The following is a 25,303-nucleotide window of genomic DNA, read 5'->3' on the forward strand; positions in this document are numbered from 1 at the left end:
ACAAATTAACACTATTTGAGAATTTGAGAATTTGAAGATTTGAAAATGTCTTAATTATCAAATCGAGATCCTACAAATCATTTTCAAATTCTCAAATCTTCAAATTCTCAAATTAACTTTTTATCACTCTTTGTATCTCGTCCAGCTTCATCAGCGCTTCAACGGGTGTTAAAGTATTTACATCGAGGTTATTCAGCGTGTCGCGGATTTTTACCAGCACAGGGTCGTCTATCGAGAACATTTGCATCTGCACGGCCTGCTTTTGCACTTTGCGGATGCTTTCTTTGATATGTTCCCCTCCTGTCCGTTCGTTTTCCAGTTTCTTCAGAATTTCGTTGGCACGGCTCAGTACCTTTTGCGGCATCCCGGCAAGCTTGGCTACGTGGATCCCGAAACTATGCTCGCTGCCACCAGGTACCAGTTTACGCAGGAAGATTATTTGCTGGCCAACTTCCTTAACCGATACGTTAAAGTTTTTGATACGGTTAAAACTGTTGCTCAGTTCGTTCAGTTCGTGATAGTGGGTGGCAAACAGCGTTTTAGCCTTTGCCGTTGGGTGGTTATGCAGGTATTCGGCTATAGACCAGGCAATGGAAATACCATCATAAGTTGAGGTACCACGACCTATCTCGTCAAGCAGGATAAGGCTTCTGTCGGATAGGTTATTGAGGATACTGGCTGTTTCGTTCATCTCCACCATAAAGGTTGATTCGCCCGACGACAGATTATCTGATGCCCCTACCCTGGTAAATATCTTGTCAACCAGGCCTATCGAAGCCGATTTGGCCGGCACAAAGCAGCCCATTTGGGCCATCAGCACAATTAAACCGGTTTGCCTGAGCAAAGCCGACTTACCCGCCATGTTGGGACCGGTAATGATGATGATCTGCTGCGTTTCCGAATCCAGGAATACATCGTTGGTAATATAAGTTTCGCCAAGCGGCAGGTTCTTTTCAATTACCGGATGGCGGCCACCTTTGATGTCGAGCACTTTACTCTCGTTCATCTGGGGCTTGGCATAATAGTTTTTGATAGATATATGGGCAAAATTAAGCAACACATCCAAACGGGCTATCAGCTGCGCATTCAGCTGGATAGGCTTTATATATTCGGCAAGCGAATACAGCAGATCGTTATATAACCGGGTCTCAATCACCAGGATTTTTTCCTCGGCACCCAAAATCTGCTCTTCGTATTCTTTTAGTTCGGGGGTAATATAGCGCTCGGCATTAACCAAAGTTTGCTTTCTTATCCACTCCGAAGGCACCTTATCGCGGTGGCTGTGTGTAACCTCCAGGTAGTACCCAAAAACGTTATTAAAAGATACTTTAAGCGAAGGGATGCCGGTTGCCTCGGCCTCGCGTTTTTGTATCTCCAGCAGGTAACCTTTGCCGCCAAAGGCAATTTTACGCAGCCTGTCCAGTTCCTCGTTGATCCCCTCGTTCATCACCGATCCTTTGATGATCATTACCGGCGGCTCGGGGTTCAGTTCGCGTTCTATTTTCTCACAGATAGTTACGCAGGGATTTAACTGTTCGCCAATAGCGCGCAGTGGCAGGCTTTCAGATGCCTCAGCTGTTTTTTTGATGGAGCCGATAGCCATCAATGCTTTTTTAAGCTGGCAAACCTCGCGCGGGTTGGCTTTTTGTAAACCTATCTTGCTGATTAACCGCTCCAGGTCGCCTATCTGCCGGATGCAGTTCTGCAGGTTTTCGCGTAGCTCCTCGTGCTCAATCATGTACTCTACAACGCCAAGGCGGTCGTTTATAGGCTTTATCTCTTTAAGGGGCATCACAATCCACCGGCGCAGCAAACGGGCGCCCATGGGTGAGCAGGTATGGTCAAGCACATCAACCAGGGTAAGGGCATTATCATTGGTCGATCCTACCAGTTCCAGGTTGCGTACGCTAAACCTGTCGAGCCATAAATACCGGTCTTCCTCTATCCGGCCAATAGCACTAATGTGCTGCAGGTTGCGGTGCTCGGTCTCATTCAAATAATGGATGGCTACACCTGCGGCTATAATACCAAGGTTAAGCTTATCTATCCCGAAGCCTTTTAGTGATTTTACCCCGAAGTGCTTCAATAGCGTTTCGGTGGCGTAATCGCCGCTGTAGGGCCATTCATCAAGGGCGTAGGTATAAAAGCGGTCGCCATAGTTATCCTTAAAATCGCGGGTGCGACTTTTGGGGTATATCACTTCACTTGGCGAAAAACTTTGCAGCAGCTTATCAATATAATCGCTGTTGCCCTGGGCGGTCCAAAACTCGCCTGTCGAAATATCGATGAGGGCAATGCCTATACTGTTTTTTTCAAAATGCAGCGATGCCAGGTAGTTATTGCTTTTTTGATTAAGGATATTATCATTAGTGGCAACCCCGGGCGTAACCAGTTCGGTAACTCCGCGTTTAACAATCGTTTTGGTGGTTTTAGGATCTTCCAGCTGATCGCAGATGGCCACCCGCTGCCCGGCGCGTACCAGTTTGGGCAAATAGGTATCCAGCGAGTGGTGCGGGAAACCAGCCAGTTCGATATGGGTAGCAGCACCATTTGCACGGCGGGTAAGCACAATGCCCAATATGCCCGCGGCTTTAACGGCGTCTTCGCCAAAAGTTTCGTAAAAATCGCCCACGCGGAACAGCAGCAGAGCACCTGGATACTTCACCTTGATGGCGTTGTATTGCTGCATTAATGGGGTTTCTTTGGTAGTGTCTTTAGCCAAGCGGTTTACTCCTTTTGTTAATCGGGTAAAGTTAATGCATTGCCCGTGCTTTTAGGGCATTGTGGAAAAGTTGGATGGATGTGGATATCGGGGGGGGGGCGGGTTGCGGGTGTTCGGGTTGCGGGTGGTGTTTCTTGTTGTTATGGGTGTACCACCAAAAAATATGAAACACCCTGGTACGCCCTGGTACGCCCTGACACGCCCTGACACGCCCTGGTACGGGGTGACACACCCTGAAACACCCTGACACGGGGTGACCACCCTGGAGCACTTTATAGGTGATATTCACACTTACATTTCATCGGCAAGCGAAACATTATTATCATTGATGAACAATAAATTAACCATTTTGGCAAAACAAATGTTTTGTTGGGCAAACGGGCTAACCTGTGTTGTATAATGTTCGCATTTATTTCATAGTTATTCATAAAAGTCGGGAAATAGCATAAATTTATACCTGATTGAATTTGATAAAATGAACGTAGCCGAAATCATGACCTACCTGCAGGCTAATGGCAACCAGGGCATCAAAAATATCCTGTTAAAACATGGGGTTAAAGAGCCGTTTTTTGGGGTGAAGGTTGAGTATTTAAAAACCATCCAAAAAAAGGTTAAAAAAGATTACCAGTTGGCTAAAGATTTGTATGCCACCGGTAACGCCGATGCCATGTACCTTGCCGGCCTGATTGCCGACGATGCTAAAATGACCAGGGCCGACCTGCAAACCTGGGTTAATGAGGCCATATCCAACAACATTAGCGAATATACGGTACCCTGGGTAGCTACCGAAGGCCAATATGGATTTGAACTGGCCCAGGAATGGATAAACGACAGCAGGGAGTACGTTGCCGCCGCGGGCTGGTCTACCTTAAGCAATATAGTTTCGTTTAAACCAGATAGCGAGCTCGATCTTCGGGTATTGAGTGCTTTGTTAAATCGTGTTGAGCAAACTATCCATTCATCGCCAAACCGGGTACGATCGACCATGAACGGGTTTATCATCAACCTGGGAACTTATGTAGACGCATTAATGAATGAGGCTATCGCAACGGGCAATAAAATAGGAACTGTATTCGTGGATCAAAACGGAACCGCATGTAAGGTACCGGTTGCAGTGGATTACATTCAAAAGTCGCGCGCAAGGCGTAAACCGGGGACAAAGAAGAAGACTGTTAAGTGTTAAGGCACCCAAAAGCACCCGCAATTTGTTTTTTAACTTTTTATTATTACCCAATAAGAAACAAAGTAGCTACCTGATAACCGCAACATATCCGGATAAATTGCCGGATTTATTGCCAAGGTTGATGATATAGTAGTATATACCCGCCGGCACGTTGCCACCCTTATATTTGCCGTTCCAGGGACTGCTGTAGCCCATTGAAGAAAATATATTTGCGCCGTACCTGTTATAAACATTTACTAAAACCGATGGATAACTATCCAGGTACTTAATTTCCCAGGTATCATTTGTTCCATCGCCGTTTGGTGTAAAGGCATTTGGGATTTTTATAGCAAAAAAAACAGGATCGATTGTAAGTACGCCGTCAACGTAGGTAAAACTATAGTTAACAGCCGATGCTCCGCTTACATTAATTGGGTATTGCCCTACGGGCGATGCTGTTATTGCCGTTGTGGTGAGTAATGGCGGAGTAGTAAGCTCCAGAACAGATTCGTTATTTTTAAACCCCGAATATACTGCCTCTAATTCCGGGTTAGGGTCGCCAGCCTTTTTGCTTTTGTTAACCGCGGTTATGGTAAGCAACGCCGCATTTACGGTTAGGTTGCCATTGATATAACTTATGGCATAATTACCCGGGTTAAAAGTGCCTCCTGTGGCATTGCCAGGCAGTACAGATCCATTGTAAACACCAACAATATCCGTTCCGGCCTGCCCTTTATCGTAAGTTATGGCAACGCTGCCAACAGTTTCGGCATTTTGCAGGCCATTTGTGGTGAACGCTCCCGATCCGCTACCGCTGGTAAGTATATCGCCATAAATTTTAGCCACGTTATTTGCACTGATAGCTAAAGGCGCTTTGTTTACTATATTGTTTAATAACGAAATATTTTTGCTTACCGCTCCCGGGCTGCTCAAAACCACATCGCCAGGGTAAGTACCAACGTTTGTTTTGGATGTAAGCCTGATATAAACCTTAACCGAATTGACGCTACCGGCCCCACCAAGAGTAGCTGTTTTGTAAAAATTGATATTATCGGTACTAACCTCAAAACCGGCAGGCAGATTGACCAGGACGCCAGCAGATAAATCCTTGCCCGAAACGGTAAAAGTAGTGGAAGCCGATGGCATACCATATGTTGTAGTTAAATCAGCCAGGTTTTGGGTGTAGGTTATAACCGGAACAGCATCAACTACAATATCGCCATTTACATAAGTAATGATATAGTTGCTTGCTGTAAACGTACCACCAGTTGCAGCAGAAGGCACAGCCATTCCGTTGTATGTATTTATGACATCAGCGGCATTGGCTCCCTGGCCGTAAGTAATGGTTACACTGCCAATCTCTTCTGAATTTTGCAACCCCATTGCGATAAAATCTGCTGAAGCAATTTGAGAACTAAGCATATTACCATAGGGCTTATGTATGGTATTAGCGATGATAGTGAGCAGGGCGGGTTTTACAGTTCCGGTTGAATTTGGTCCTATTACATTTGCAGCTCCGGAACTCGTTAACAAAATTAAACCCGAATAATTACCTGCCGCAGTTGCCTGATTCAACCTCACATAAACTTTGGCAGGTGCAATTACCCCTGCCCCACCCAACATAACGCTATGGCTAAAATTGATGTTATCGGTACTTACATCAAAACCGTCAGGTGGTGATATCAAAATACCATCTGTAAGATTTGTGCCCGACAAGGTAAAACTTGCGGAAGCCGAAGGTGTACCATAAACAGTTGAGAGTGCTGTTAACAGCCCGGTTGATGTTATAGTTGGTTTGTTGGAATTTACAGTAATGGTGAATGTGGTGGATGGGCCAGGACAATCAGTCCCCTCGCCAATGAAATTTCCATATGACGTTGGCGTTAATCCTACGGGAATGGTGTTAATTACCTCATTTGTTGCAGTACTGATCACGGATACAACAGCCGCCTGTTCACCAGTAACAAAAATCCGGCTGCCATCCAGGCTAAGAGACATCGAATAAGGACCGGTTTTTAAGGGGATGGCTTTGATAACTTTACCATCTGATAAGCTTATAACTTTAAGGGTATTAGCGGCAAAACTCGACGCATATAATTTGCTGCCATCAGCACTCATTAAAAAAAAGCTTGGGGAGATGCCTGCATCAATATAGTTTTTTACGGTATTTGTTTGGGTATCTATTACTATGATATTATTTTCATCTGCGCTTGCTACATAAAGCGTTTTACCATCTGCACTTAAAGTTAAGGCATCTAAACGGCGGGAAACGGCGAGAGGTATAAATCCCGTCACAGAATTTGTTAAAGTATTTATTATTGTTACCCTATCGCCCTGCGAAACATAAATAGCACTTCCATCCTGACTTTTCGCCACGCCGTATACACCAAATGCACCAAGATCGATGCTACCAACCAACCTATTTGTTTCGGTACTTATTATCCGCACGATACCTGATGAACTTTGAGTTGTAGCGTATAAAAATTTACCATCATTTGTAATAACCAAACCAGCGTCGAGTCTTTCGGTACCCACGGTAATTACATCCGAAACCTTATTAGTTGCTGTATTTATAACCTGTATAGTGTTAAAATTCGAGTTGCCAATATATACCTTACTTCCGTCAGGATGAATTGCTATTGATAGTGGCTGTTTGCCTACCGGAATAGTGGCCATAACCTTGCTGGATAATGTGTTAAAAACCGAAACCGTACCATCATAGTAATTTGCCGTATAACCAAGCGGCCCGCTGTAAGGCGTTACCGTAATATGCGCCTGCACAGAATTGGCAGTTGAGTTGATGGCTTTAAAAGAGGCAATATCTCCTACCCCGCTTGCAGGCAAACCTACCAACGGATTATCATTCACCCAGGTATACAGATTGCCCGTACCGCTAAAAGTTACGGCATCTGTAGCCTGTCCGTTAACTTTAGTCTGATCGTTAATTTTGTCAGCCGCCGGCAGCGGGCTAACAATTGCATTAACCGCAACATTTTGCTTTGTTGTGCCTGATGATAGTACAACATTGCCCGCCACATTACTGGTAGCCGATGCGGAAGAACGTACATATATAACTTTAGCCGTTACCGTACCATTGGTTTGAGCAAGCGTGATGGTTTTACCGTACCCCGCCATTGGAGTTAATGATACCTCGAAACCGGTAGGAGCTGTAGCAGTAATGTCGGCAGACAGGTTGCTCGCCTCGACCGTAAACTGTTCGATGTTCGGACTGGATGATGGTGTACCTGCACAGGCTTGTATAGTACCGGTTATTGCACCGGCGGTTATCACCGGCGGTGCAGCGCTTACAGTAATGCTGAAAGTGACAGGCGGCCCGGTACAGCCGGTGCCATGGTTTGTAAAATTACCCATTGCCGATGGTTCTTCACAAACATCAAATGTAGATACCACGGTGTTTGTAGCAATATCTATTAAAGTCACACCGTTGGCGTTCTGGTTGGTTACATACACGCCTGTTCCATCGGGACTTAATGACAAACCCCGCGGGCCAAGATCTACCTGTATATTTTTTATAATGCTATTTGTTTCTGTATTTATCACCACCACATTAGATGGTGAAATTTGGGTTACATACAGGTTTTTCCCATCAGGGCTCAATAGTAAATTATTAATATAGGGGCCTGTTGTAACTGTCGACAAAACCGAATTTGCTTTTGTGTCGATTACCGAAACAGCGCCCGCATTGGCGTCGGCCACATATAGTTTGCCCCCATCTGCGCTTAACGTTAAAGCAACTGGCGCGGCGTAATAACCTAATCCCAAGTCGATATACGTAATTTCATAAGTAGAACTGTTGACAACCGCTATTTGGCCGTTGCCGTTGGTTACGTACATTTTGCTGCCATCCGGGCTAAACGCTACAGCTTGCACAGGATAACTAAACGGCACAACTTTTATGATGCTGTTGGTAGCGCCATCAATAATGGCAACGTCGCTAATAGTGTTTCCATTTCCATTTGTAACGGCAACGGCCACGCGGCTGCCATCGGGGCTCACTGCGATACCTGTTGGATTAACACCTACAGAAATAGTTGAAACAACCACATTGGTCCTAGCATCAATAACAGATACAGAGTTAGAGGCCAGGTTACTAACGTATACTTTGCTATCATCGGGACTTACCGATACCCCCCAGGGCTCCTTACCAACAGGAATAGTAGTTACAACTTTATTAGTGGCTGTATTAAGCACAGATATATTTGCAGTTTGACTGCTGCTGATATAGGCATAGCCGGCCGATACCGGGGTTACCACAATATTGGCTTTAATAGTCCCTTTGCCGGGATTTAGCGCGGTAAATGACGAAATATCTCCGGTGCCGCTTGCTGGCAAACCAATTACAGGGTTGTCATTTGTCCAGTTAAAGGCCGTTGCTGTACCGGAAAATGTAATGGCATTTGTAGTATCACCAGCAACTTTAACCTGGCTTGGTACTTTATCTGCCGTTGGCAATGCTTTGACAATACCTTTAACCGAAACGCCCGTGTTTTTTATTCCCGACGATAGTTTTACGTCTCCTGCAATACTACCCAAAGCATTCGTGGCCGAACGGACGTATATCACCTGTTTGCTCACTGTACCGTTAACCTCAGGTAGCCTGAGCGTTGTTCCATAGCCGCTTAACGCCATTGCAGATATCTCAAAGCCCGCCGGAGCTGTTGCAATAATATCGGCAATAAGTCCACTCCCTTCAACGGTAAACTGCTCAATGTTGGGGCTTGCCGATGGCGCACCTGCGCATGAAGCAATATTTCCCGTGACCGATCCCGCAGTGATTGTTGGCGATACCTGTGTTGGGTTAACCGTAATGGTATAGGTTACAGGTTTACTATTAGTACAAGTACTGTTTGATATAAAGTTACCAATGGCAATGGGGTTATACCCAACTGAAATGTCTTCCTTAGTTTTTCTTGCTACAGGATCAAAGACAGATACAGTTGTAAAAAGGCCGTTGGCCAGGTAAACGAGGCTATTATCGTAACTAACTGATACACCAATAGGCTCATTATCTAAAGTCGCAGCGTAATCTATTTGTTCCGTAGCATTATCTATTTGCCAAAGCATAGGAATATGCCCCCCGGTAACATACACCTTTTTTCCATCCGGGCTTACTGCCACACCATCAGGATATTGGTTTATAATAGGTATCACCTTTTCAACACTTTTGTTAGCAGTATTAATTATAGTAATATTGGTATTACCTATAGATGTATCCGTTACATAAAGTTTAGCCCCGTCTGGTGTTATGGCCAGGTAATATGGGTCTTGCCCCGTTGGTATTTTAGTAACTTGATTTGTGGCTGTATTTATAGCAGAAACACATGATTGTCCATAATTTGTGACATACAACGTAGAACCATCCGGACTGATTACCATTCCTAATGGCTTTGATGCAACCAAAATAGGAGCATCAACTTCAAAGGTGGATGTATTGATTACATAAATCTCACCTTGATCATAATTCTCTACATAAACCTTGCTTCCATCTGGGCTTACTGCTAAGCAACCTAATAAACCATACCCCAATGTTATTTTACGGATAACAGTATTATCAGCAGTGTTAATGACGTCCAGATAATTAGTCAAAGGAGGACTTGGTGCACAGGTTACATACGCCCGGCCTCCATCTTTGCTTATAGCAATAGCATATGGCTGCATATCTGTTGCAATTGTTGCCACAGTTGAATTATCTGAAAGATCAATTACCGACACAGATGCCGAATTGTTATTGGGAATGTAGGCAAAATTCCGGTTTTGCGGCGTTGCCGTAATAGTCGCCGTTATTGGACTTTTACTTGTATTTATCGCTGTAAAAGCAGGTATATCGCCACCACCGCTTGTTGGCAATCCAACAGATGGGTTATCAACTGTCCATTTATAGTAACACCCGGTTCCGTTAAAATTTATAGGATTAGTTATTTGCCCGCCGTTAACATCCTGGTGCTGAGCCACAGCATATAGGGATGAAAATAAAAAATATATAAAGATACTTAATGATAGTAAGTATTTATTCATGAATCACCAGCTCAATAGTTTTAACAAGACAATAAATATAACATTATTTTCTATTTTTGATAATACTGATGGCTGGTTTGAGGGGCATTTTAGATTGGTTTAGGATTTACTCGTTACGGGGTTATCACATTAATAGTAGTATCGTTCCGGCTCAAATAAAAATTCTGTTTAAAGCTTAACGTATCGGCATACCCCTATTGGCGCCAATACCCCTGAAATTGTACATGCTAAGTTGGGGTATTTTGTAGCTTACTGTAGCATTAATCAAAATATGGCTAAACTCGTCAGTATAAACAGGATAACCGGCGATGAAGCAAGGCCATATTTCTACATGAAAATTAGTGCAATTTTGGGTAGAGTTGTTTCTTAAATGAATTGTAAGTTTGGCGTAATTCTGCCTCACAAAGCAATCTCTTTTATCACCCTACACGGATTCCCCACCGCCACCACATTAGCCGGAATATCTTTGGTTACCACGCTGCCGGCGCCAATAGTAGTATTATCGCCAATGGTAACACCGGGGCAAACAATTACGCCGCCGCCAAGCCATACATTGTTGCCTATGGTTATAGGCGCGGCATACTCGGGGCCTTTTACCCGTTCAGAAGCTATAACGGGATGATAAGCGGTATATAGCTGTACATTGGGCGCCATAAATACATTATTACCCAGCGTTACGCGGGCACAATCCAGTATAATACAGTTAAAATTCAGGAACAGGTTATCGCCGACAAAAATATTAAAGCCATAATCGCAGTAAAATGGCGACTGGATGTCGATGGCATTCGTAAAGCCACCCAGCAACTCTTTTAAAACGCTCCTCTTGCCCTCTTTATCATCGTAATCAAGCGCATTATAACGGGTAAATAATTTGCGTGCCTTTGAGCGACCGGCAACCAGTTCGGCATCGCTGGCATCGTACAGGTCGCCATCCAGCATTTTTTGAAGTTCGGATTTTTGCATGGTTAAATATATCAATTGCCGTTTAGGAAGCCAACGGTGTAATATTTAAAAATTTGCATTTCAATTCAATATTTATTTACTTTGAATATCAAAGTACTTCAAAAATGAAATTAAACAAAACTTGTTTCATATTTACCATACTACTCGTCATAACCGAAGTTTTAATAGGTAAATACATGCACGATAACGTCATACGGCCTTTTGGCGGCGATTTTTTTATGGTGATACTGTTGTATTGTTTTGTAAAAGCATTTGTTAACACACCGGTGTTGCCTACAGCATTTGGCGTGCTGCTTTTTGCTTACGTAACCGAGGTTTCGCAATATTTTCACCTGGTAAAGTTGTTAGGCATGCAGCATTCCAAAATAGCGGCACTGTTATTGGGCACTTCCTTTTCGTGGATGGATTTGCTTTGTTATACATTAGGCATAGCATTGGTAATCGGCATCGAAAAAAAACGGCCAACAAACTACTCTTCAATTAAATCAGCATTAAGCCCATGGAATATTTTGTAAGCGAGGATTCGATAGTGCGGAAAATTTGGGGCAAGGCCGATACCATCCTGTTTATTTTTGCAGGGGCGGCAGCCGAGTTTGCGCTAAACAAAGCAGTTGACTGGCTATACTTTACCGGCCGCCTGCCTGCCGACCCGCTTGGGCGGTTATTTTCGACAGTTGAATATTCAAGGCAAATCATTTTTTCGGACCAGGAATCGGCGTTAAAAGCTATCGACCGGATAACCGCCATTCACAAAGGTGTTGAAAACAACCGCGGCGCACAGATCCCCGATTGGGCGTACCGCGATGTGTTGTTCCTGTTGATTGATCTGTCTATCCGGTCATATGAGCTGTTGGAGCGCAAACTAACCCAGGCCGAAAAAGGCCAAACGTTTATGGTTTTTAACCGGGTAGGCCAGCGCATGGGGCTTACTGGCCTACCAAAAAACTACTTTGAATACCTGGATATGCGCGATGAACATTTACAGCATAACCTGGTTCATGGCGAACTGACTTTGGATTTATACCGCCAGTACAAAAAACATCTTGGCACTTCACGTTACGCGGTGTTAAAACAGGCGCAACTGCTGGTGGTGCCACCATTGGTAGGCAGACATCTTCCGTTAGGAAAACTGCCCTGGCTTTTACCGGTGATATGGACATACAAGTTTTTGAGGGTGCTAAAGGTGGAAACCTTTTTACGCAACGCCCTGCTCCCGGCTGCTTATAAAGCCCAGATCATTAGCATGGATAATGCTTAGTCTGAAGTCCGGAAGTCGGAAAGATGAGAAGGCAAACTGGAGTTGAAAGCCTTAGGTCAAAGTCAGAAGTGATCCGTCGGAAGTCTTAACTTCCGGACTTTGAACAAACATCAAAGTAATTGCTGCGTTTCGTCGTAGCTTAACTGCAGGTATGCTTCTGCGGCATTAACTGATGGCCTTAAACTGATCATGGTAATTATTAAACATGCCGAAATAAGCAGATAAAATAAATTACCTGTTAATAAAAAGCATACGATACCGAATAAAGAGGGACCTTCCAACAGCGCGTATCTTACAATTGAGGCAGATTGATATACTTTCAATTTTTCTAAAAGTGTTTTACTGGTACCGGCGGCCTGCTGATGGAATTTACCCAATTGCTGGTTAAACAAAAAACCGCCAATCACCGTACATACAATAGCCATTAAGGGCACAATGTAAAAAAATACGTCGTCCCTGCTGTCTTTATAATCAAAGTATTTGATGTTTTTATTGGTTATATAAGCCACTATCATAAACAATACCTGCCCCGTTATTAAGGCCAGGTGTATAATTGATGTTGTTTTTAAAGCGTTTTTAGGGGTAGCTGTTGCGGGCTGGTTATAATTCATGATAATAAGTTTAGCACTGCATATTAGCTATTTTTTCAGATATGGAGGATGTTTATTTTACAATTACCAATTAAACGTACAACTGCATATTGGGGCTTACTTTTTCCATAAAGGTATCTGGTTGGATAATAACAAAGTGAATGAGGCTATACTCATCTTTTACCCGGTTGCGGATGCGAATAATAGCATTATTAATGCCCGCGGTATCCAGGTTACTTTTAAACGAAATGATTAGCATGAGCAAAACCTCGGTAGGCGATTGATAGGTTGACATGAGGTGCATGAGCTTTAAAGCGTCCTGATCCTGCTCTACAATTTCGATGATGTGTTTTTTAGTGCTTGCGCCTATCCCCTCGCCCATGAGCAAACTGCGGCTTTCGCGCGCCAGTATGATAGAAACAAATATGAGCACCAATCCAACCAGCAATGAGGCCAGGCCATCAAGATAATTAATGTGATAAGTATGACCGATAAACATACAAACAGCTACGATAACCAGGCCTATAACGGCCGCGCTATCTTCAAACAGCACCAAAAAAGTTGATGGATCTTTACTCTTGACAATAGCCTGCCACCACGAAAGCTCGCTACGCAGTTTGTTAAACTCTTTGGCCGCTATTAACAACGATGAACCCTCGAATATTACCGACATGCCCAACACCGCGTAATTCCAGGTTGGGTTACCCGGAACTTCGGGCGTGATGATATGGGCAATACCCTGGTATATGGAAACGCCCCCGCCCAGCCCAAATATGAGTATCGACACGATGAACGAATAAAAATACAACTCCTTACCATAGCCAAAAGGATGCTTTGCATCGGGCTTTTTGCGGCTTTGGTGCAAACCAAACAACAATAATACCTGGTTGGCGGTGTCAACCACAGAGTGTACCCCCTCGGCTACCATAGCGGCACTGTTACTAAAAAAGCCTGCCATAAATTTGGTTAAAGCGATAAGCAAATTTGCCGCCAGCGCAGCATAAATAGACTTGTTTGATGATGCCATACAAAACCATAAAGCGTTAACGCAATATATTGTTTTAGCAAAACGCTAATGTTGAGCGGCACACTTTCGCAGTCGCTGATGACTAAAAATGCTGGTAGTTTTCTTGTTCAAAAAAAGAGTTATCGCAATTAATGAAAACTAAAACTTATTGGCACTGTTATCATTTAAGTTAATTTATTAATTTAAAATAAATTATTATGAAAAATTTAAAGTTAACAGCAGCAGCTGTAGCATTATCATTTGCATGTTCGGTAGTTTTTGCCGCCAATCATACGGCCATTAATGGTACCGGCAACAACGGAATCATCGCAAAAAAAGGTATGGTAACCGATACTATACCAGGTAAAAAGAAAAAGACGCCAAAAACACCTGCTCCGGCGCCAACCCCGGCACCTGTACCGTCGCCAACACCAACACCTACTGACCCGGCACCTGTTCCATCGCCAACACCTGCACCTGTGCCAAATCCGAGCCCTACACCCACTCCGAGCCCAACCCCGACTCCAAACCCCGCACCTACGCCAAACCCAAGTCCTACGCCCACACCTATGCCTACAACTCCCTCGCCTACAAAACCAGCTTAACACCTGGTAGTTTAGTTGTAGCCCGGAAAGGGCGGTTTTGACTTTAGCTAAAAAATGGATATAAAAACAAAGCCCTCTGTTTTTCAACAGAGGGCTTTAATATTTTGCAAAATACCTGGCTATGCCCGGCTATAAATTGCCATCTCCTAATTGATATGGTAATTTATCGAAGGTGCCTAAAAGTATCTGCGATATTTCTATGGATTGATAGCTTCCATCAGGATTAAGATTAACCTTTTTTGAGGTAAACGAATACGTTCCGGTAATTACTTTGGCAACCGTATCAATTGCAGTTATGGTAGCCAATCCGGAGCCCGGTTCAACAGTGCCGGTTTGTACAAATACATATTCGCCAGCATCGTTTCTTTGTTGGGTGTAATAAGTCATGTTTAATTTTCCCGTGCCGTCTACTTTGTAAGTTGCTAAAGGAAAACTATTGGTATTTGTGCTGTTGGGCACATTGATATTAAAGATAACCCGCTTTGAATCGGCAGTACCAATTACCGAAAAGGTTTTAACTTTTGTAGTACTGTTAAAAGTAATCCGTGCGTTAACCGTATCCGGGTACCATTCAACACCATTAATATTTGCAGCAAGTATTTTATCAGATGTGGTAGAAGCAGAAGTAACAACGTCTTTTTTACAGCCTTGGAAGTAGATAGCCGATATAAGTAACAGAACAATAAGTTGAATTTTCCTCATATATAAATTTTGTGCAAACTATGCGCCTTGCAGATTTTATGCAAATAACGCTCTTTGCAGATTAATAATTACAACCAAAGTTAATTTTTTCACATATTTTAACATTCGGCAGTTTTACCTTGAATTATTTAAGGCCGGCATTTATTAAACAAATGATTTTATTTAGGCATATTAGGCGCTTAATTTAAAAAATATGATTCACGTAAACGAATATTTTGAAGGCACGGTAAAATCACTGGGCTATACCAGTGCCGAAGGGAAAAGCACCATCGGCGTAATGGAAAAAGGCGAGTATGAATTTGGCACATCGAGCCACGAAACCATGACCGTTATTGAAGGCGGGCTGGATGTACTGTTACCTGCCGAAGATGAATGGCAAACTTACACACCGGGTCAATCCTTTGAAGTTGAGGCCAATATAAAATTCAAGGTAAAAACGCACGTTCAAAGTTCGTACTTGTGTAAATACCGGTAAGCAGTCATTATTGTAACATTTGGCCTTGCCTGCGCTCTAATCAACATAAACTAAATAAAACAATGGATACTTCGCTTATTACAACCAGTACCGGATTAGATGGTTACCGGATAGTTAAACATTTAGGTGTTGTACGTGGTATTACCGTACGCAGCCGCAGCGCGCTGGGCAATATTGCCGGTGGTTTTCAGTCGCTTTTTGGCGGCCGGCTTTCTATTTATGTCGAGCTTTGCGAAAACGCCCGTGAAGAAGCCTACCAGCTTTTGATACAGCATGCCCAGGCCATTGGCGCAAATGCCATTATCAACATGCGTTACGACGCAAACGAAGTAATGCAGGGCATTACCGAAGTATTGGCATACGGCACAGCAGTTGTTGTTGAAAAGGTTTGATAAACCAGCGTTGCGTGGTAACAACCGGGCCGGGCGCTCCTATGCTACCTGATAGCTAATTTAAAACAAAAAATGCCCGGCTGTTAACCGGGCATAAATAGTAAAAAATATTTTGACAGCTATACTAATTAAAATACGATAGCGGAATTGTACGCCAAAGCCCGTGGGCAAGGTGGCCAATCAGCAATTCGTACACCAGGTACACCGGCCAGATAAGGTAATGGATAAGCAACAAAATCAGCGAATGGTTATAATACCAACTGATCATGAGGGTATATAATCCCAATACAAGATAAAGTATGCTGGTGTCCCTGGTTTTCATTTTTTGATGGTGATAATTTTATCTAAATTAAATAATTACTTGCAATTTTTCATATTGTAAATTACGGTATAGGCAGCCGAGTTATTGGTTTGCTGCCTGCCGGTTTTGGCATCGTATTGATAAGGCTTTTGCGCCAGCGCGTTCCCCCGTAGTTGAAATTCAACGGCCATAGTGTCGGTACTTCCCTCCTGTGTATAATTCCATACGGCCTTAATAGCGTTACCCGCAAGCGTACCCGTTAAAGTTCCCTTCCGGGCATCTTTCTGCTTTGGCATCCAGTACATATCGCCGGTAACTTTATTGCCGTTTATGAATATACTTACCTCGGTTGTATCCTGGGCCCGTGTACCATCAGTATAAAAAAAACAATATCGCATGTTTACAGCCGGGGCATTTGGCGCACTGCCCAATTGCGTATCGGCCGGCGAAAGTATTGAAATTGTTGTATCATTATCGGCTGTGTTATTGCTACCAGAACAGGATGCCAGCAAAGCAATAGAAACCAGTAAGTAAAAGTTTATTTTCATGGCAGTTTAATCGTCGGTATTTTTTAGGTACGACAATTGAAAACTAAAAAGGTTCAATTTAAAAAATGCAGATTTTTCAGTGCTTTGAAACATTTTTGCGGGCAGACCGCCTTATTCGCCACAGATTTAAAAAACCAACCGTCAATATAGCAGGGCTGCAGCTACTGATAACAAATGCCAATTGAGGATGCAGTAACGGAAAGTACCTGCGCATTATAATACCCGTAGCAAATAAAACCAACCCAATGCCCATAATCACTTTTAGCTGGTTTTTGTTGATCATAGCGTAAAGCTACCAATTACAAGGGGTAAATTGAGGCTTTTTATAGATAAAACATTACAATTTTTTATGTAGTGTAAACATTCATTGTGTTACACTACATAATATTGTAAAGCGGATGGGTTATCCTTTTTTTTCGGGGGGAGTAGATACAATTTCGCCAAACTCGTTAACGTAGGCCATCATACTGTCCAGGTCGCTGCCGCCGCCGTTTTGCTGGCGCTCCAGTTTACGTTGTTCTTTATCTTCTTTTTTCTTCTGACGATTTTTTTCGAGTTGTTTTTTCATGAATGTTGCCTGCGATTTAGCCATGTTTATTAAAATTTAGTTAAACAATGTGCATTTCCCGGTTTACAACTGTATCAATCTGATCAACGGAACAAAAGTTCGGTATCGGCACAAAATGAAGAGGATCTCATTAATTAAATTCCGGGCAGCAACGGTATCAGCGGGGATAAAAATGAACCCTGATCAATAAAAATTGACAGTGGCGGCTATCGGGAAATAGCTATAATTTTCCGTTATTACGCAAATATACGATTTTTTAGCACATTTCATTGGTTCATGGTTCATGGAACGCGGGCATAACGGGCAAAAAGCTTTCGGGCGGGGGAGCATAATACGACGACAGGCAGACAAACGTCTAATACCTACAAAAACAGCCACCCTTGCGAGGTGGCTGGCTAAGTCTTTCTGCAACAGGCAGGCAAGACCAATGAACTAATGAACCAGTGAACTAATGAACCAAAGTGAACCAGTGAACGATTATATACCTGCATATTCGGCGGCTTTGGCTGGTGCACCGGTTAATTTATCGGTTGCATTTTCAGTCACCAGGTAAGTGCGGTTAACACTTGATGCTATGTTACGTACCTGGCTATATTCAGTTACATTGCCGCTTAAATTTGCTTTTGCATGATCATTCATGGTAACACTGGCGCTGTAGGCATCTAATTTTAAATCGGCAGACGCATTGTTGTACAATTTAACATCAAGCTCGATAGATGATAAGTTTCCGAATGATTTTATTTCGGCATTATCATAAGCGGTTATTGAGGAAAGCTCTTTTGCAGTAACCCAAACCACCAGTTTTTCGGTTTTGTATGATGAAATCCTCAATACACCTTTTTGTGATTGTACCAAAGCGCTTTCGGCATAATATTGGTTGTAAACCTTTACCTGGTCGGCTGTCCCGGTAGTAACGTATACCTGTACGTTACCGTAAACTTCTATTTTATTGATGCTGCTGATATCGGTTAAAACTACGCCTTTATTGTTATTATTATCTACAGATGCGTAAGTTGAATTTGTGATGCCCAATACGGTAACTATTACTGTAAAAATGGCTATTAAGTTAGTTTTCATGGTATTAATATTTTGATTGTCAAGTAATTATTTTGTTATTTTTAAATACACCTATATGACGATCTCCAATAAAAATCGTTACAGCCGTTTCCGGTGTATTAGTTGTATGCAGGTTTTTTGTCGGTGAAGCGTATAATTTATACGGTGAATTTGGAGGATCTGAGGACTGGAATCTGTGGTCGGAGGACTGAGATCGGGTTACAATGTTCGGGAACGAAGCTCGGGATACCTGAGATGGAGTATATAGACCATAAGTATCGATTTCGCTCCGTTACCTCGCAACGAAACCACACTCGTCCATCGGGGCTGAGGCTTCAGACCTCAGAATCCCGGCCTCAGACCTCAGAACCAATTAAAGATAATACTTCTCCCCGTCGGTTTTTATTTTGCCGGCATCAAGCAGCAGGCGGATGGTTTCCATTTTATCTTTTTCGGTACCTATGTTGATGGTGGTTATCAATGTGCCGATATCGGGGGTTGAGATGCTGAGCAGTTGTACAACCTCGTTGGTAATGTTATCAAAAAGTTCATCTTCGTTTTTGTGGCGCTTTTCGTCGAGGCAAACATCGCAGATGCCGCATTTGCGGGCGTTGGGCTCATCAAAATAAGCCAGTAACATTTGGCTGCGGCACTGTTTATGAACAGCATACGCAAAAACTGCCTCCATTTTTTGGCGGTAAGTTTCCTTACGCTCCTGGATGTAGTTCTTGTTGATAAACAGCCTGTTTGATTGCTGCCGCGCTTTTAAATAAGTAACCTGTGGTTTATCTGTTTGCTGAAGATAGCTAATTAAGCCAAACTGCTGTAGCTGCAACAACCCTTCAACAACCTGCTGAACGCTTAATGTAGTACGCCTTGACAGGTCATACTCTTTGATTTTAACATAATTTTCAAACGCGCCACCATACGATCGCAACAACGTTTTAATAAACGGGTCCCAGCCGGCATTCTGGATCTGGAAGTTGTAAAGCACCTCGTTAACCACCTCGAACCTGAACCGGGATGGAAGGAAAACGCTCTCGTTGAACGACAGGTATTCGTCTTTTTCCAAAAACTTAAGGGCGTTTAGCGTTTTGATGGCATCCAACTTAAAACGGCTGCAAAATTCGCCCAGGTCAAGGTCAAAGCTAAGCCCTTCGCCTGCTTCATAAGCAAGCTGGTAATAGTTGGCAAGGCAGTGGTAAACATGTTTTATTTCATCAACCGTAGGAAAGTTAAGTTCAAACAACTTCTCCTGCCGCAGCCTGTCGGCATGGGTGTATAGCAACACGCCATAAGCCTTTTGCCCGTCACGGCCTCCCCTGCCGGCTTCCTGGTAATAAGCTTCCAGGCTTTCGGGCATATCTTTATGAATAACAAACCGAACGTCGGGTTTGTCAATACCCATCCCAAAGGCATTAGTGGCTACAATTACCCGCGTGCGGTTATTTTTCCAGCTTTCCTGGCGTTCGGCACGCTCGTCCATAGGCAGACCAGCGTGGTAAAAATCGGCTTTGATACCGTTTTCATTATAATATTTGGCAATTTCGGCGGCATCTTTACGGCTGCGCACATATACGATGCCGCTGCCTTTAACCCCTTTGGCAATATCCAGCATCCGCCTGAATTTATTTTCGGCATCCTGAACAACGTAGCTGATGTTACTACGCTCAAAACTTTGCTGATAGATAACCGGATTTTTAAATTGCAGTTTATCCTGGATGTCCTTTTTAACATCAGCCGTGGCTGTTGCGGTAAGGGCAAGCACAGGCACATTGGGATGTAATTGGCGCAAATCGGCTATGTGCAGGTATGGGGGGCGAAAATCATAGCCCCATTGCGAGATACAGTGTGCTTCGTCGACGGCTATCAGGTTAACCTTCATGTATTTTATCCGCTCCTGTACCAGTTCTGACAGTAAACGCTCGGGCGAGAGGTATAAAAATTTAACCGTGCCATAAATGCAGTTATCCAACGCCAGGTCAATCTCGCGCCGACCCATTCCAGACACAATGGCTACGGCATTAATTCCCTTATCTTTTAAGTTCTCAACCTGGTCTTTCATCAGGGCAATCAGCGGTGATATGACGATGCATACCCCCTCTTTAGCTAACGCAGGCACCTGGAAACAAACAGATTTACCACCACCTGTAGGCAGCAAAGCCAGCGTATCATGACCCAATAAAACAGACTTGATGATCTCGGCCTGCATCGGCCTGAAATGATCATGGTTCCAATACTGTTTTAATATTTCTTCGATAGTCATTTGTTAGTCGGAAAGTCCGTAAGTCGGTAAAGTCCGAAAGATAATAAATGTCGGGCAGGTACAATGTCGCGGTTTTAAAAAAACAAAAATTGCCTGATATCCCTAAGCTCAGATCTGAGGCTACTTTCGGACTTTCCAGACTTCCAAACTTTCCGACTGCATTAGCCAATTATAAAATCCTGGCCAATCTCCGTTCCATTGCTTTTCATTATGGCTGGCTCCTTTGATGATGGTTACCGGGGCGTTTTCGGGCTTAGCCCCATTATTCTTTATGATCGAGGCCATTTTTTGCATATCGGCAACCATGTCTTCACTTTCGGCATCGCCGCAAACAAAATAAAAACGGGTTTTATGGCTGATGGTTTTTTGTTTGGCCAGATCGTAAATTTGGGGGGCTATCCAAAAAGCGGGCGAAAATATGCCGGCATTGCCAAATACACGCGGATATTTTAACGCGGCATACATTGATATCAGCCCACCCATCGAACTACCGGCTATTGTAGTATGTTTTGCATCAGCCACGGTTTTATAATGTGTATCAATGTAGGGTTTCAACGTTTTTGCCAGGAACTCTACATAATCATCGCCGCGTCCTTTGCCATACTTTGAATCATAAGCATCATATTCGGTGATCCTGGAATCGCCGCCATGATCAATTCCTACTATAATACACTGCTTTTGCGGCGATACTTTATCCATCAACTCGTCAAGACCCCACTCCCCGTAACCACTGGTGTATTCATCAAAAAGGTTTTGCCCGTCGTGCATATAAATAACCGGGTACCTTTTTTTTGATGAAGTATAATTTTCGGGCAGGTAAATCCAAATGCGGCGCTGCCTGTTCAGTTGAGGCATCTCAAATTTACCGCTAATGATATGTACCCGGGCGGTGGTCGTATGTTTCTTTTCAGCCGGGGCAAAATTATCCTGCCAGGCGGCAACATCTAAAACTATAATAGTATCGCCGGTAATTATAAGGCTGCGGTTATCGGCAGGCTTGCCGGTTGCAGTGCATTCCACTTTATCCCAGCTCCCCCGTGTTATTTTGTAGTTATAAATCCCCTTAGGCATTGCTTTTAAAAGTCGGTAGCCACCAATGCCATCGGGGAGCAATTTCCAGGCACTGTCGGCCGGGTTCCAACCGTTAAAATTACCCGCCAAAAACAGGCTTTCAGACTGGTTTTTCAGGGGTGGTATTTTACCCGTTTTGAAGGTTGTTTTTACCTGCCCGAAAAGCAAAAAAGTTTGGGCAAAAACCCAAAACGCGCAGAAAAATATTTTTTTTATCATTATTAATTGTTTTGATGACAATTATTTTCCGGGAACGTTCCCGGAAAATCGTTGCATATTAGTAAAATTGCCTATTGTGTAATTTTGACACTTAGTTTTGTATAAATGTTAGCCAGTTTGCAAATTTCCCACAAAAAAAGGCAAAAAGTATTAAAAGTACTGCCCTTTTTTGTGTTTCATTAAAGTTAATTATAACTTAATTAATGGGGTCAAAATTATCTTTTATATAAAATTTGCTTTTATTATTTCTAAATGTAAATTAGTCGCGTGCTGTTTCAGCAAAATTATCAGACCAATTTAACACCGGCTAATTAAGCCTTTTTAATTCACAAAAACCCAAAAAGTAAATGAGAAAAAATTACTCAAAAAAGTACGTTCTTCTTTGTGCCTTTCTAATGATGTCAGTAATGGCGTTTGCCCAAACAGGAAGCATTAAAGGGAAAGTATTAGACGAAACCAATGCACCCCTGCCCGGTGCTGCCGTTACTATTGACGGTACAACCATAGGTGCAACTACCGATGGCAATGGTAACTACACCATTACCGGTGTTAAGACCGGGAACGTTACCGTAACCGCTAAGTTTTTAGGTTATGTGGCTTTAAAGAAAGCTGTAACGGTAGGCGGCTCCGTAGTTATTGTAGATTTCGGCCTCCAGCCTGACAGTAAAAGCCTGAATGAAGTTGTTGTTATAGGATATGGTACACAGAAAAAGAAAGACCTTTCCGGTTCGATAGCAAACGTAACCTCAAAAGATTTTCAGAAAGGTGTTATCACTACGCCCGAACAATTGATTGCCGGTAAAGTTGCCGGTGTTTCGGTTGTGTCTAACAGTGGCGCCCCTGGTTCTGGAAGTACCATCCGTATCCGTGGAGGTGCTTCTTTATCCGCAAGTAATGATCCGCTTATTGTTATCGATGGTGTGCCGGTAAGTAACAGCGGCATCTCCGGTGCCGCCAATCCTTTAAGCCTGATCAATCCGAACGATATTGAATCATTTTCGATATTAAAAGACGCTTCTGCGTCGGCCATTTATGGTAACAGAGCGTCAAACGGTGTAATTTTAATTACTACCAAAAAAGGTAAATCGGGCAAACCTGTTATTGATTTCAGTTCCCAGTTTTCTGTTGCTAAGTTAGTGAAAGAAGCCAGTGTGCTTACGGCAGATCAGCTTCGCGCTTATGTAAAAGCAAACGGAACAACTACTCAACAAGCGCAATTAGGCACGGCAAATACCGATTGGCAAAAACAAATATATCAAACAGCGCTGACTACTGATAATAATATCAGCTTATCCGGCGCTACAAAAGTATTGCCTTACCGCGTTTCGTTTGGCTACCTTGACCAGGACGGTATCCTTAAAACAAGTTCGTTGCAGCGCCTTACAGGTGCTATTAACCTTAGCCCCAGTTTCTTTACCGACCATTTAAAAGTAAACTTAAATGTAAAGGGCTCGCAGGTAAAACAAAGGTTTGCAAATGAAGGTGCAGTGGGGGCTGCCGTTAGTTTTGACCCAACAAAGCCTGTATATTCGGGCAGCAAACGTTTTGGCGGCTATTATGAGTGGCTTGATCCGTCTTCCGCCTCTGGCTTAAGATCATTAGCTGGTTTAAACCCACTTGGGTTGCTTGAACAACAGGATAACAGAAGCAAAGTTTATCGCAGCATTGGCAACTTGCAACTTGATTATAAATTCCACTTTTTACCAGAATTGCATGCCAATGTTAATTTAGGATACGATATTTCAAAGGGAGATGGTCATACTATTATTCCCGATAGCGCAGCTAACGGATATAACCGCTACAAAGACCCCGCAGGTAAGTTCCACGGCGGTACAAATAATATCTATAAGCAAACACAGTCAAATAAAATTTTCGAAGGATACCTAAGTTATGCCAAGGATATTAAAAGTATATCGAGTCATATCGATGCGGTAGCTGGCTATTCATACCAGGATTTTTTGATCACTAATTATAACTATAACGATTATACTTATGATAAAACAGTGGTTACCTCTCCTACTTATCCTTTTAATAAACCAGAAAACAGGCTGATCTCTTTCTACGGACGTTTAAATTATGTATTTGATGATAAATATATCTTAACCGGAACAGTACGTCGTGATGGGTCTTCAAGGTTTAACCCCGACAAAAAGTTTGGTACTTTTCCATCTGGTGCATTTGCCTGGAAAATCAAGCAAGAGTCATTTATGCAAAGCTTAACCGCCCTTTCTGATTTGAAATTGCGTGTAGGTTATGGTGTTACCGGACAGCAAGAAGGCATTGGCAATTATGATTATATTTCTTATTATAACTTAAGTAACAGCACAGCTCAATATCAGTTTGGCAATACCTTTTATAGTCTTTATCGTCCAAATGGGTACTATTATAACAGAACCTGGGAACAAACAGCAGCTGCCAACGTAGCTTTGGATTTTGGTTTTATCGACAACAGAATAACTGGTAGTATTGATTATTTTAACCGCAAAACAACACATTTGCTAAATAACATTTCACAACCGGCAGGTACAAACTTTTCCAATGAAATTGTAGCCAATATTGGTGATGCAAAAAGTAGTGGTGTTGAGTTTAATATCAGTGCAGATATCATCAGAAACAAGAACGTAACGTGGAATGTGAACTTCAATGCCACTTATAATACCAACAAAATAACCAAGCTTACCATTTCAAATGATCCGAGCTATGCGGGTAGCCCGACCGGTGGTGTCTCTGGAGGTACGGGTAATAATATTCAGATACAATCTGTAGGCTATGCCCGTAATTCATTTTATGTTTATCAACAAGTTTATGGTACAGACGGAAAGCCACTTGACGGTGTATTTGTTGACCGCAACAACGATGGCGTAATAAACGGCCAAGATCTTTATCATTATAAAAGCCCCGATCCTAAAGGTTACTTTGGGTTAACATCAAATGTTACTTATAAAAAGTGGTCAGCTGGTTTCGTAGCAAGGGCAAGTGTTGGTAATTATGTTTACAACAACGTATTCTCAGGCTCAGGCACCAAAATCAGTGTCCTTAACCCGATAGGCATCATCAATAATGCCTCTACAAACTTGTTAGAAAGTGGATTGAGCGGCAGTAACGACAAAAATGTATTGTCTGATTACTATGTTCAAAACGGGTCGTTTATAAGGATGGACAATGCCAACATAGGTTACAACTTCGGTAAAATATTTGGCAGCACAGGAAACCTGAGAATTAGCGCAAATGTTCAAAACGTATTCATTATAACAAAATATAAAGGTTTAGATCCGGAAGTAAACGGCGGTATCGATAACAACTTTTATCCAAGGCCACGTACTTATGTTATAGGTTTAAATCTATCGCTATAATTATTTGATA

19 protein-coding genes are annotated in these 25,303 nt (G+C 42.8%); 7 read left to right on the plus strand and 12 right to left on the minus strand.

Annotation, left to right across the window (positions count from 1 at the left end):
• Positions 1-112: 112 nt before the first annotated feature.
• Entirely contained in the window at positions 113-2,722 is a 2,610-nt protein-coding gene (gene mutS, locus ACFGVS_RS09255; RefSeq protein ID WP_439698402.1) for a DNA mismatch repair protein MutS, read from the minus strand.
• Between the two features lie 475 nt (positions 2,723-3,197).
• Here mutS and ACFGVS_RS09260 point away from each other — a divergent pair, with 475 nt between their 5' ends.
• The gene (locus ACFGVS_RS09260) at positions 3,198-3,905 is read left to right on the plus strand and encodes a DNA alkylation repair protein (RefSeq protein WP_439698404.1); all 708 of its coding nucleotides are present in this window, start codon (positions 3,198-3,200) and stop codon (positions 3,903-3,905) included.
• A gap of 66 nt (positions 3,906-3,971) precedes the next feature.
• On the opposite strand, the gene ACFGVS_RS09265 is transcribed toward ACFGVS_RS09260, so the two are convergent.
• Together ACFGVS_RS09265 and ACFGVS_RS09270 are read right to left on the minus strand one after the other, a co-directional pair.
• A complete protein-coding gene (locus ACFGVS_RS09265) occupies positions 3,972-9,920 on the minus strand; it encodes a gliding motility-associated C-terminal domain-containing protein (RefSeq protein ID WP_439698405.1) in 5,949 nt (1,982 codons plus the stop codon).
• A gap of 399 nt (positions 9,921-10,319) precedes the next feature.
• Positions 10,320-10,883: a sugar O-acetyltransferase gene (locus tag ACFGVS_RS09270; protein WP_439698406.1), complete on the minus strand. Its 564-nt coding sequence runs from the start codon at positions 10,881-10,883 to the stop codon at positions 10,320-10,322.
• 104 nt (positions 10,884-10,987) lie between these two features.
• On the opposite strand from ACFGVS_RS09270, the gene ACFGVS_RS09275 reads away from it, so the two are divergent.
• Together ACFGVS_RS09275 and ACFGVS_RS09280 are read left to right on the plus strand one after the other, a co-directional pair.
• The gene (locus ACFGVS_RS09275) at positions 10,988-11,398 is read left to right on the plus strand and encodes a DUF2809 domain-containing protein (protein ID WP_439698407.1); all 411 of its coding nucleotides are present in this window, start codon (positions 10,988-10,990) and stop codon (positions 11,396-11,398) included.
• Positions 11,383-12,141: an oxygenase MpaB family protein gene (locus tag ACFGVS_RS09280; RefSeq protein WP_439698408.1), complete on the plus strand. Its 759-nt coding sequence runs from the start codon at positions 11,383-11,385 to the stop codon at positions 12,139-12,141. The genes ACFGVS_RS09275 and ACFGVS_RS09280 overlap by 16 nt, the downstream gene beginning before the upstream one ends.
• 110 nt (positions 12,142-12,251) lie before the next feature.
• On the opposite strand, the gene ACFGVS_RS09285 is transcribed toward ACFGVS_RS09280, so the two are convergent.
• Positions 12,252-12,752 (minus strand): hypothetical protein, encoded by a 501-nt coding sequence (locus ACFGVS_RS09285; RefSeq protein ID WP_439698409.1) that lies wholly within the window; start codon positions 12,750-12,752, stop codon positions 12,252-12,254.
• A 70-nt stretch (positions 12,753-12,822) separates the two neighbouring features.
• Positions 12,823-13,758, minus strand: a complete 936-nt coding sequence (locus ACFGVS_RS09290) for a cation diffusion facilitator family transporter (protein WP_439698410.1) — start codon at positions 13,756-13,758, stop codon at positions 12,823-12,825.
• A gap of 197 nt (positions 13,759-13,955) precedes the next feature.
• Here ACFGVS_RS09290 and ACFGVS_RS09295 point away from each other — a divergent pair, with 197 nt between their 5' ends.
• The gene (locus tag ACFGVS_RS09295; RefSeq protein WP_439698411.1) at positions 13,956-14,342 is read left to right on the plus strand and encodes a hypothetical protein; all 387 of its coding nucleotides are present in this window, start codon (positions 13,956-13,958) and stop codon (positions 14,340-14,342) included.
• A 129-nt stretch (positions 14,343-14,471) separates the two neighbouring features.
• Here ACFGVS_RS09295 and ACFGVS_RS09300 read toward each other — a convergent pair whose 3' ends face one another.
• The gene (locus tag ACFGVS_RS09300; protein WP_090652010.1) at positions 14,472-15,044 is read right to left on the minus strand and encodes a hypothetical protein; all 573 of its coding nucleotides are present in this window, start codon (positions 15,042-15,044) and stop codon (positions 14,472-14,474) included.
• A gap of 193 nt (positions 15,045-15,237) precedes the next feature.
• Between ACFGVS_RS09300 and ACFGVS_RS09305 the strand changes: the two genes are divergently transcribed.
• Both ACFGVS_RS09305 and ACFGVS_RS09310 read left to right on the plus strand, forming a co-directional pair.
• Positions 15,238-15,519 (plus strand): pyrimidine/purine nucleoside phosphorylase, encoded by a 282-nt coding sequence (locus ACFGVS_RS09305; RefSeq protein ID WP_439698412.1) that lies wholly within the window; start codon positions 15,238-15,240, stop codon positions 15,517-15,519.
• A gap of 62 nt (positions 15,520-15,581) precedes the next feature.
• A complete protein-coding gene (locus tag ACFGVS_RS09310) occupies positions 15,582-15,911 on the plus strand; it encodes a YbjQ family protein (protein ID WP_090652012.1) in 330 nt (109 codons plus the stop codon).
• 124 nt (positions 15,912-16,035) lie between these two features.
• On the opposite strand, the gene ACFGVS_RS09315 is transcribed toward ACFGVS_RS09310, so the two are convergent.
• The 6 genes from ACFGVS_RS09315 to ACFGVS_RS09340 form a co-directional block, all read right to left on the minus strand.
• Positions 16,036-16,233 carry a hypothetical protein gene (locus ACFGVS_RS09315; RefSeq protein ID WP_090652013.1) on the minus strand — a complete coding sequence of 66 codons (198 nt, stop codon included), beginning with the start codon at positions 16,231-16,233 and terminating at the stop codon, positions 16,036-16,038.
• 35 nt (positions 16,234-16,268) lie between these two features.
• The gene (locus tag ACFGVS_RS09320; protein WP_274212696.1) at positions 16,269-16,760 is read right to left on the minus strand and encodes a hypothetical protein; all 492 of its coding nucleotides are present in this window, start codon (positions 16,758-16,760) and stop codon (positions 16,269-16,271) included.
• A gap of 403 nt (positions 16,761-17,163) precedes the next feature.
• A complete protein-coding gene (locus ACFGVS_RS09325) occupies positions 17,164-17,352 on the minus strand; it encodes a hypothetical protein (protein ID WP_090652016.1) in 189 nt (62 codons plus the stop codon).
• Between the two features lie 453 nt (positions 17,353-17,805).
• Positions 17,806-18,405: a GIN domain-containing protein gene (locus tag ACFGVS_RS09330; protein WP_274212694.1), complete on the minus strand. Its 600-nt coding sequence runs from the start codon at positions 18,403-18,405 to the stop codon at positions 17,806-17,808.
• A gap of 352 nt (positions 18,406-18,757) precedes the next feature.
• Positions 18,758-20,650, minus strand: a complete 1,893-nt coding sequence (locus ACFGVS_RS09335; RefSeq protein WP_274212693.1) for a RecQ family ATP-dependent DNA helicase — start codon at positions 20,648-20,650, stop codon at positions 18,758-18,760.
• 120 nt (positions 20,651-20,770) lie between these two features.
• Complete coding sequence (locus ACFGVS_RS09340; RefSeq protein WP_439698413.1) at positions 20,771-21,940, minus strand: alpha/beta hydrolase; 1,170 nt, start codon at positions 21,938-21,940, stop codon at positions 20,771-20,773.
• 347 nt (positions 21,941-22,287) lie between these two features.
• Between ACFGVS_RS09340 and ACFGVS_RS09345 the strand changes: the two genes are divergently transcribed.
• On the plus strand, positions 22,288-25,293 hold the full coding sequence (locus ACFGVS_RS09345; RefSeq protein ID WP_439698414.1) for a SusC/RagA family TonB-linked outer membrane protein: 3,006 nt from the start codon (positions 22,288-22,290) through the stop codon (positions 25,291-25,293).
• The last annotated feature ends 10 nt before the right edge of the window (positions 25,294-25,303 follow it).

The organism is Mucilaginibacter sediminis (genome assembly GCF_051903035.1).
Lineage (GTDB): Bacteria > Bacteroidota > Bacteroidia > Sphingobacteriales > Sphingobacteriaceae > Mucilaginibacter.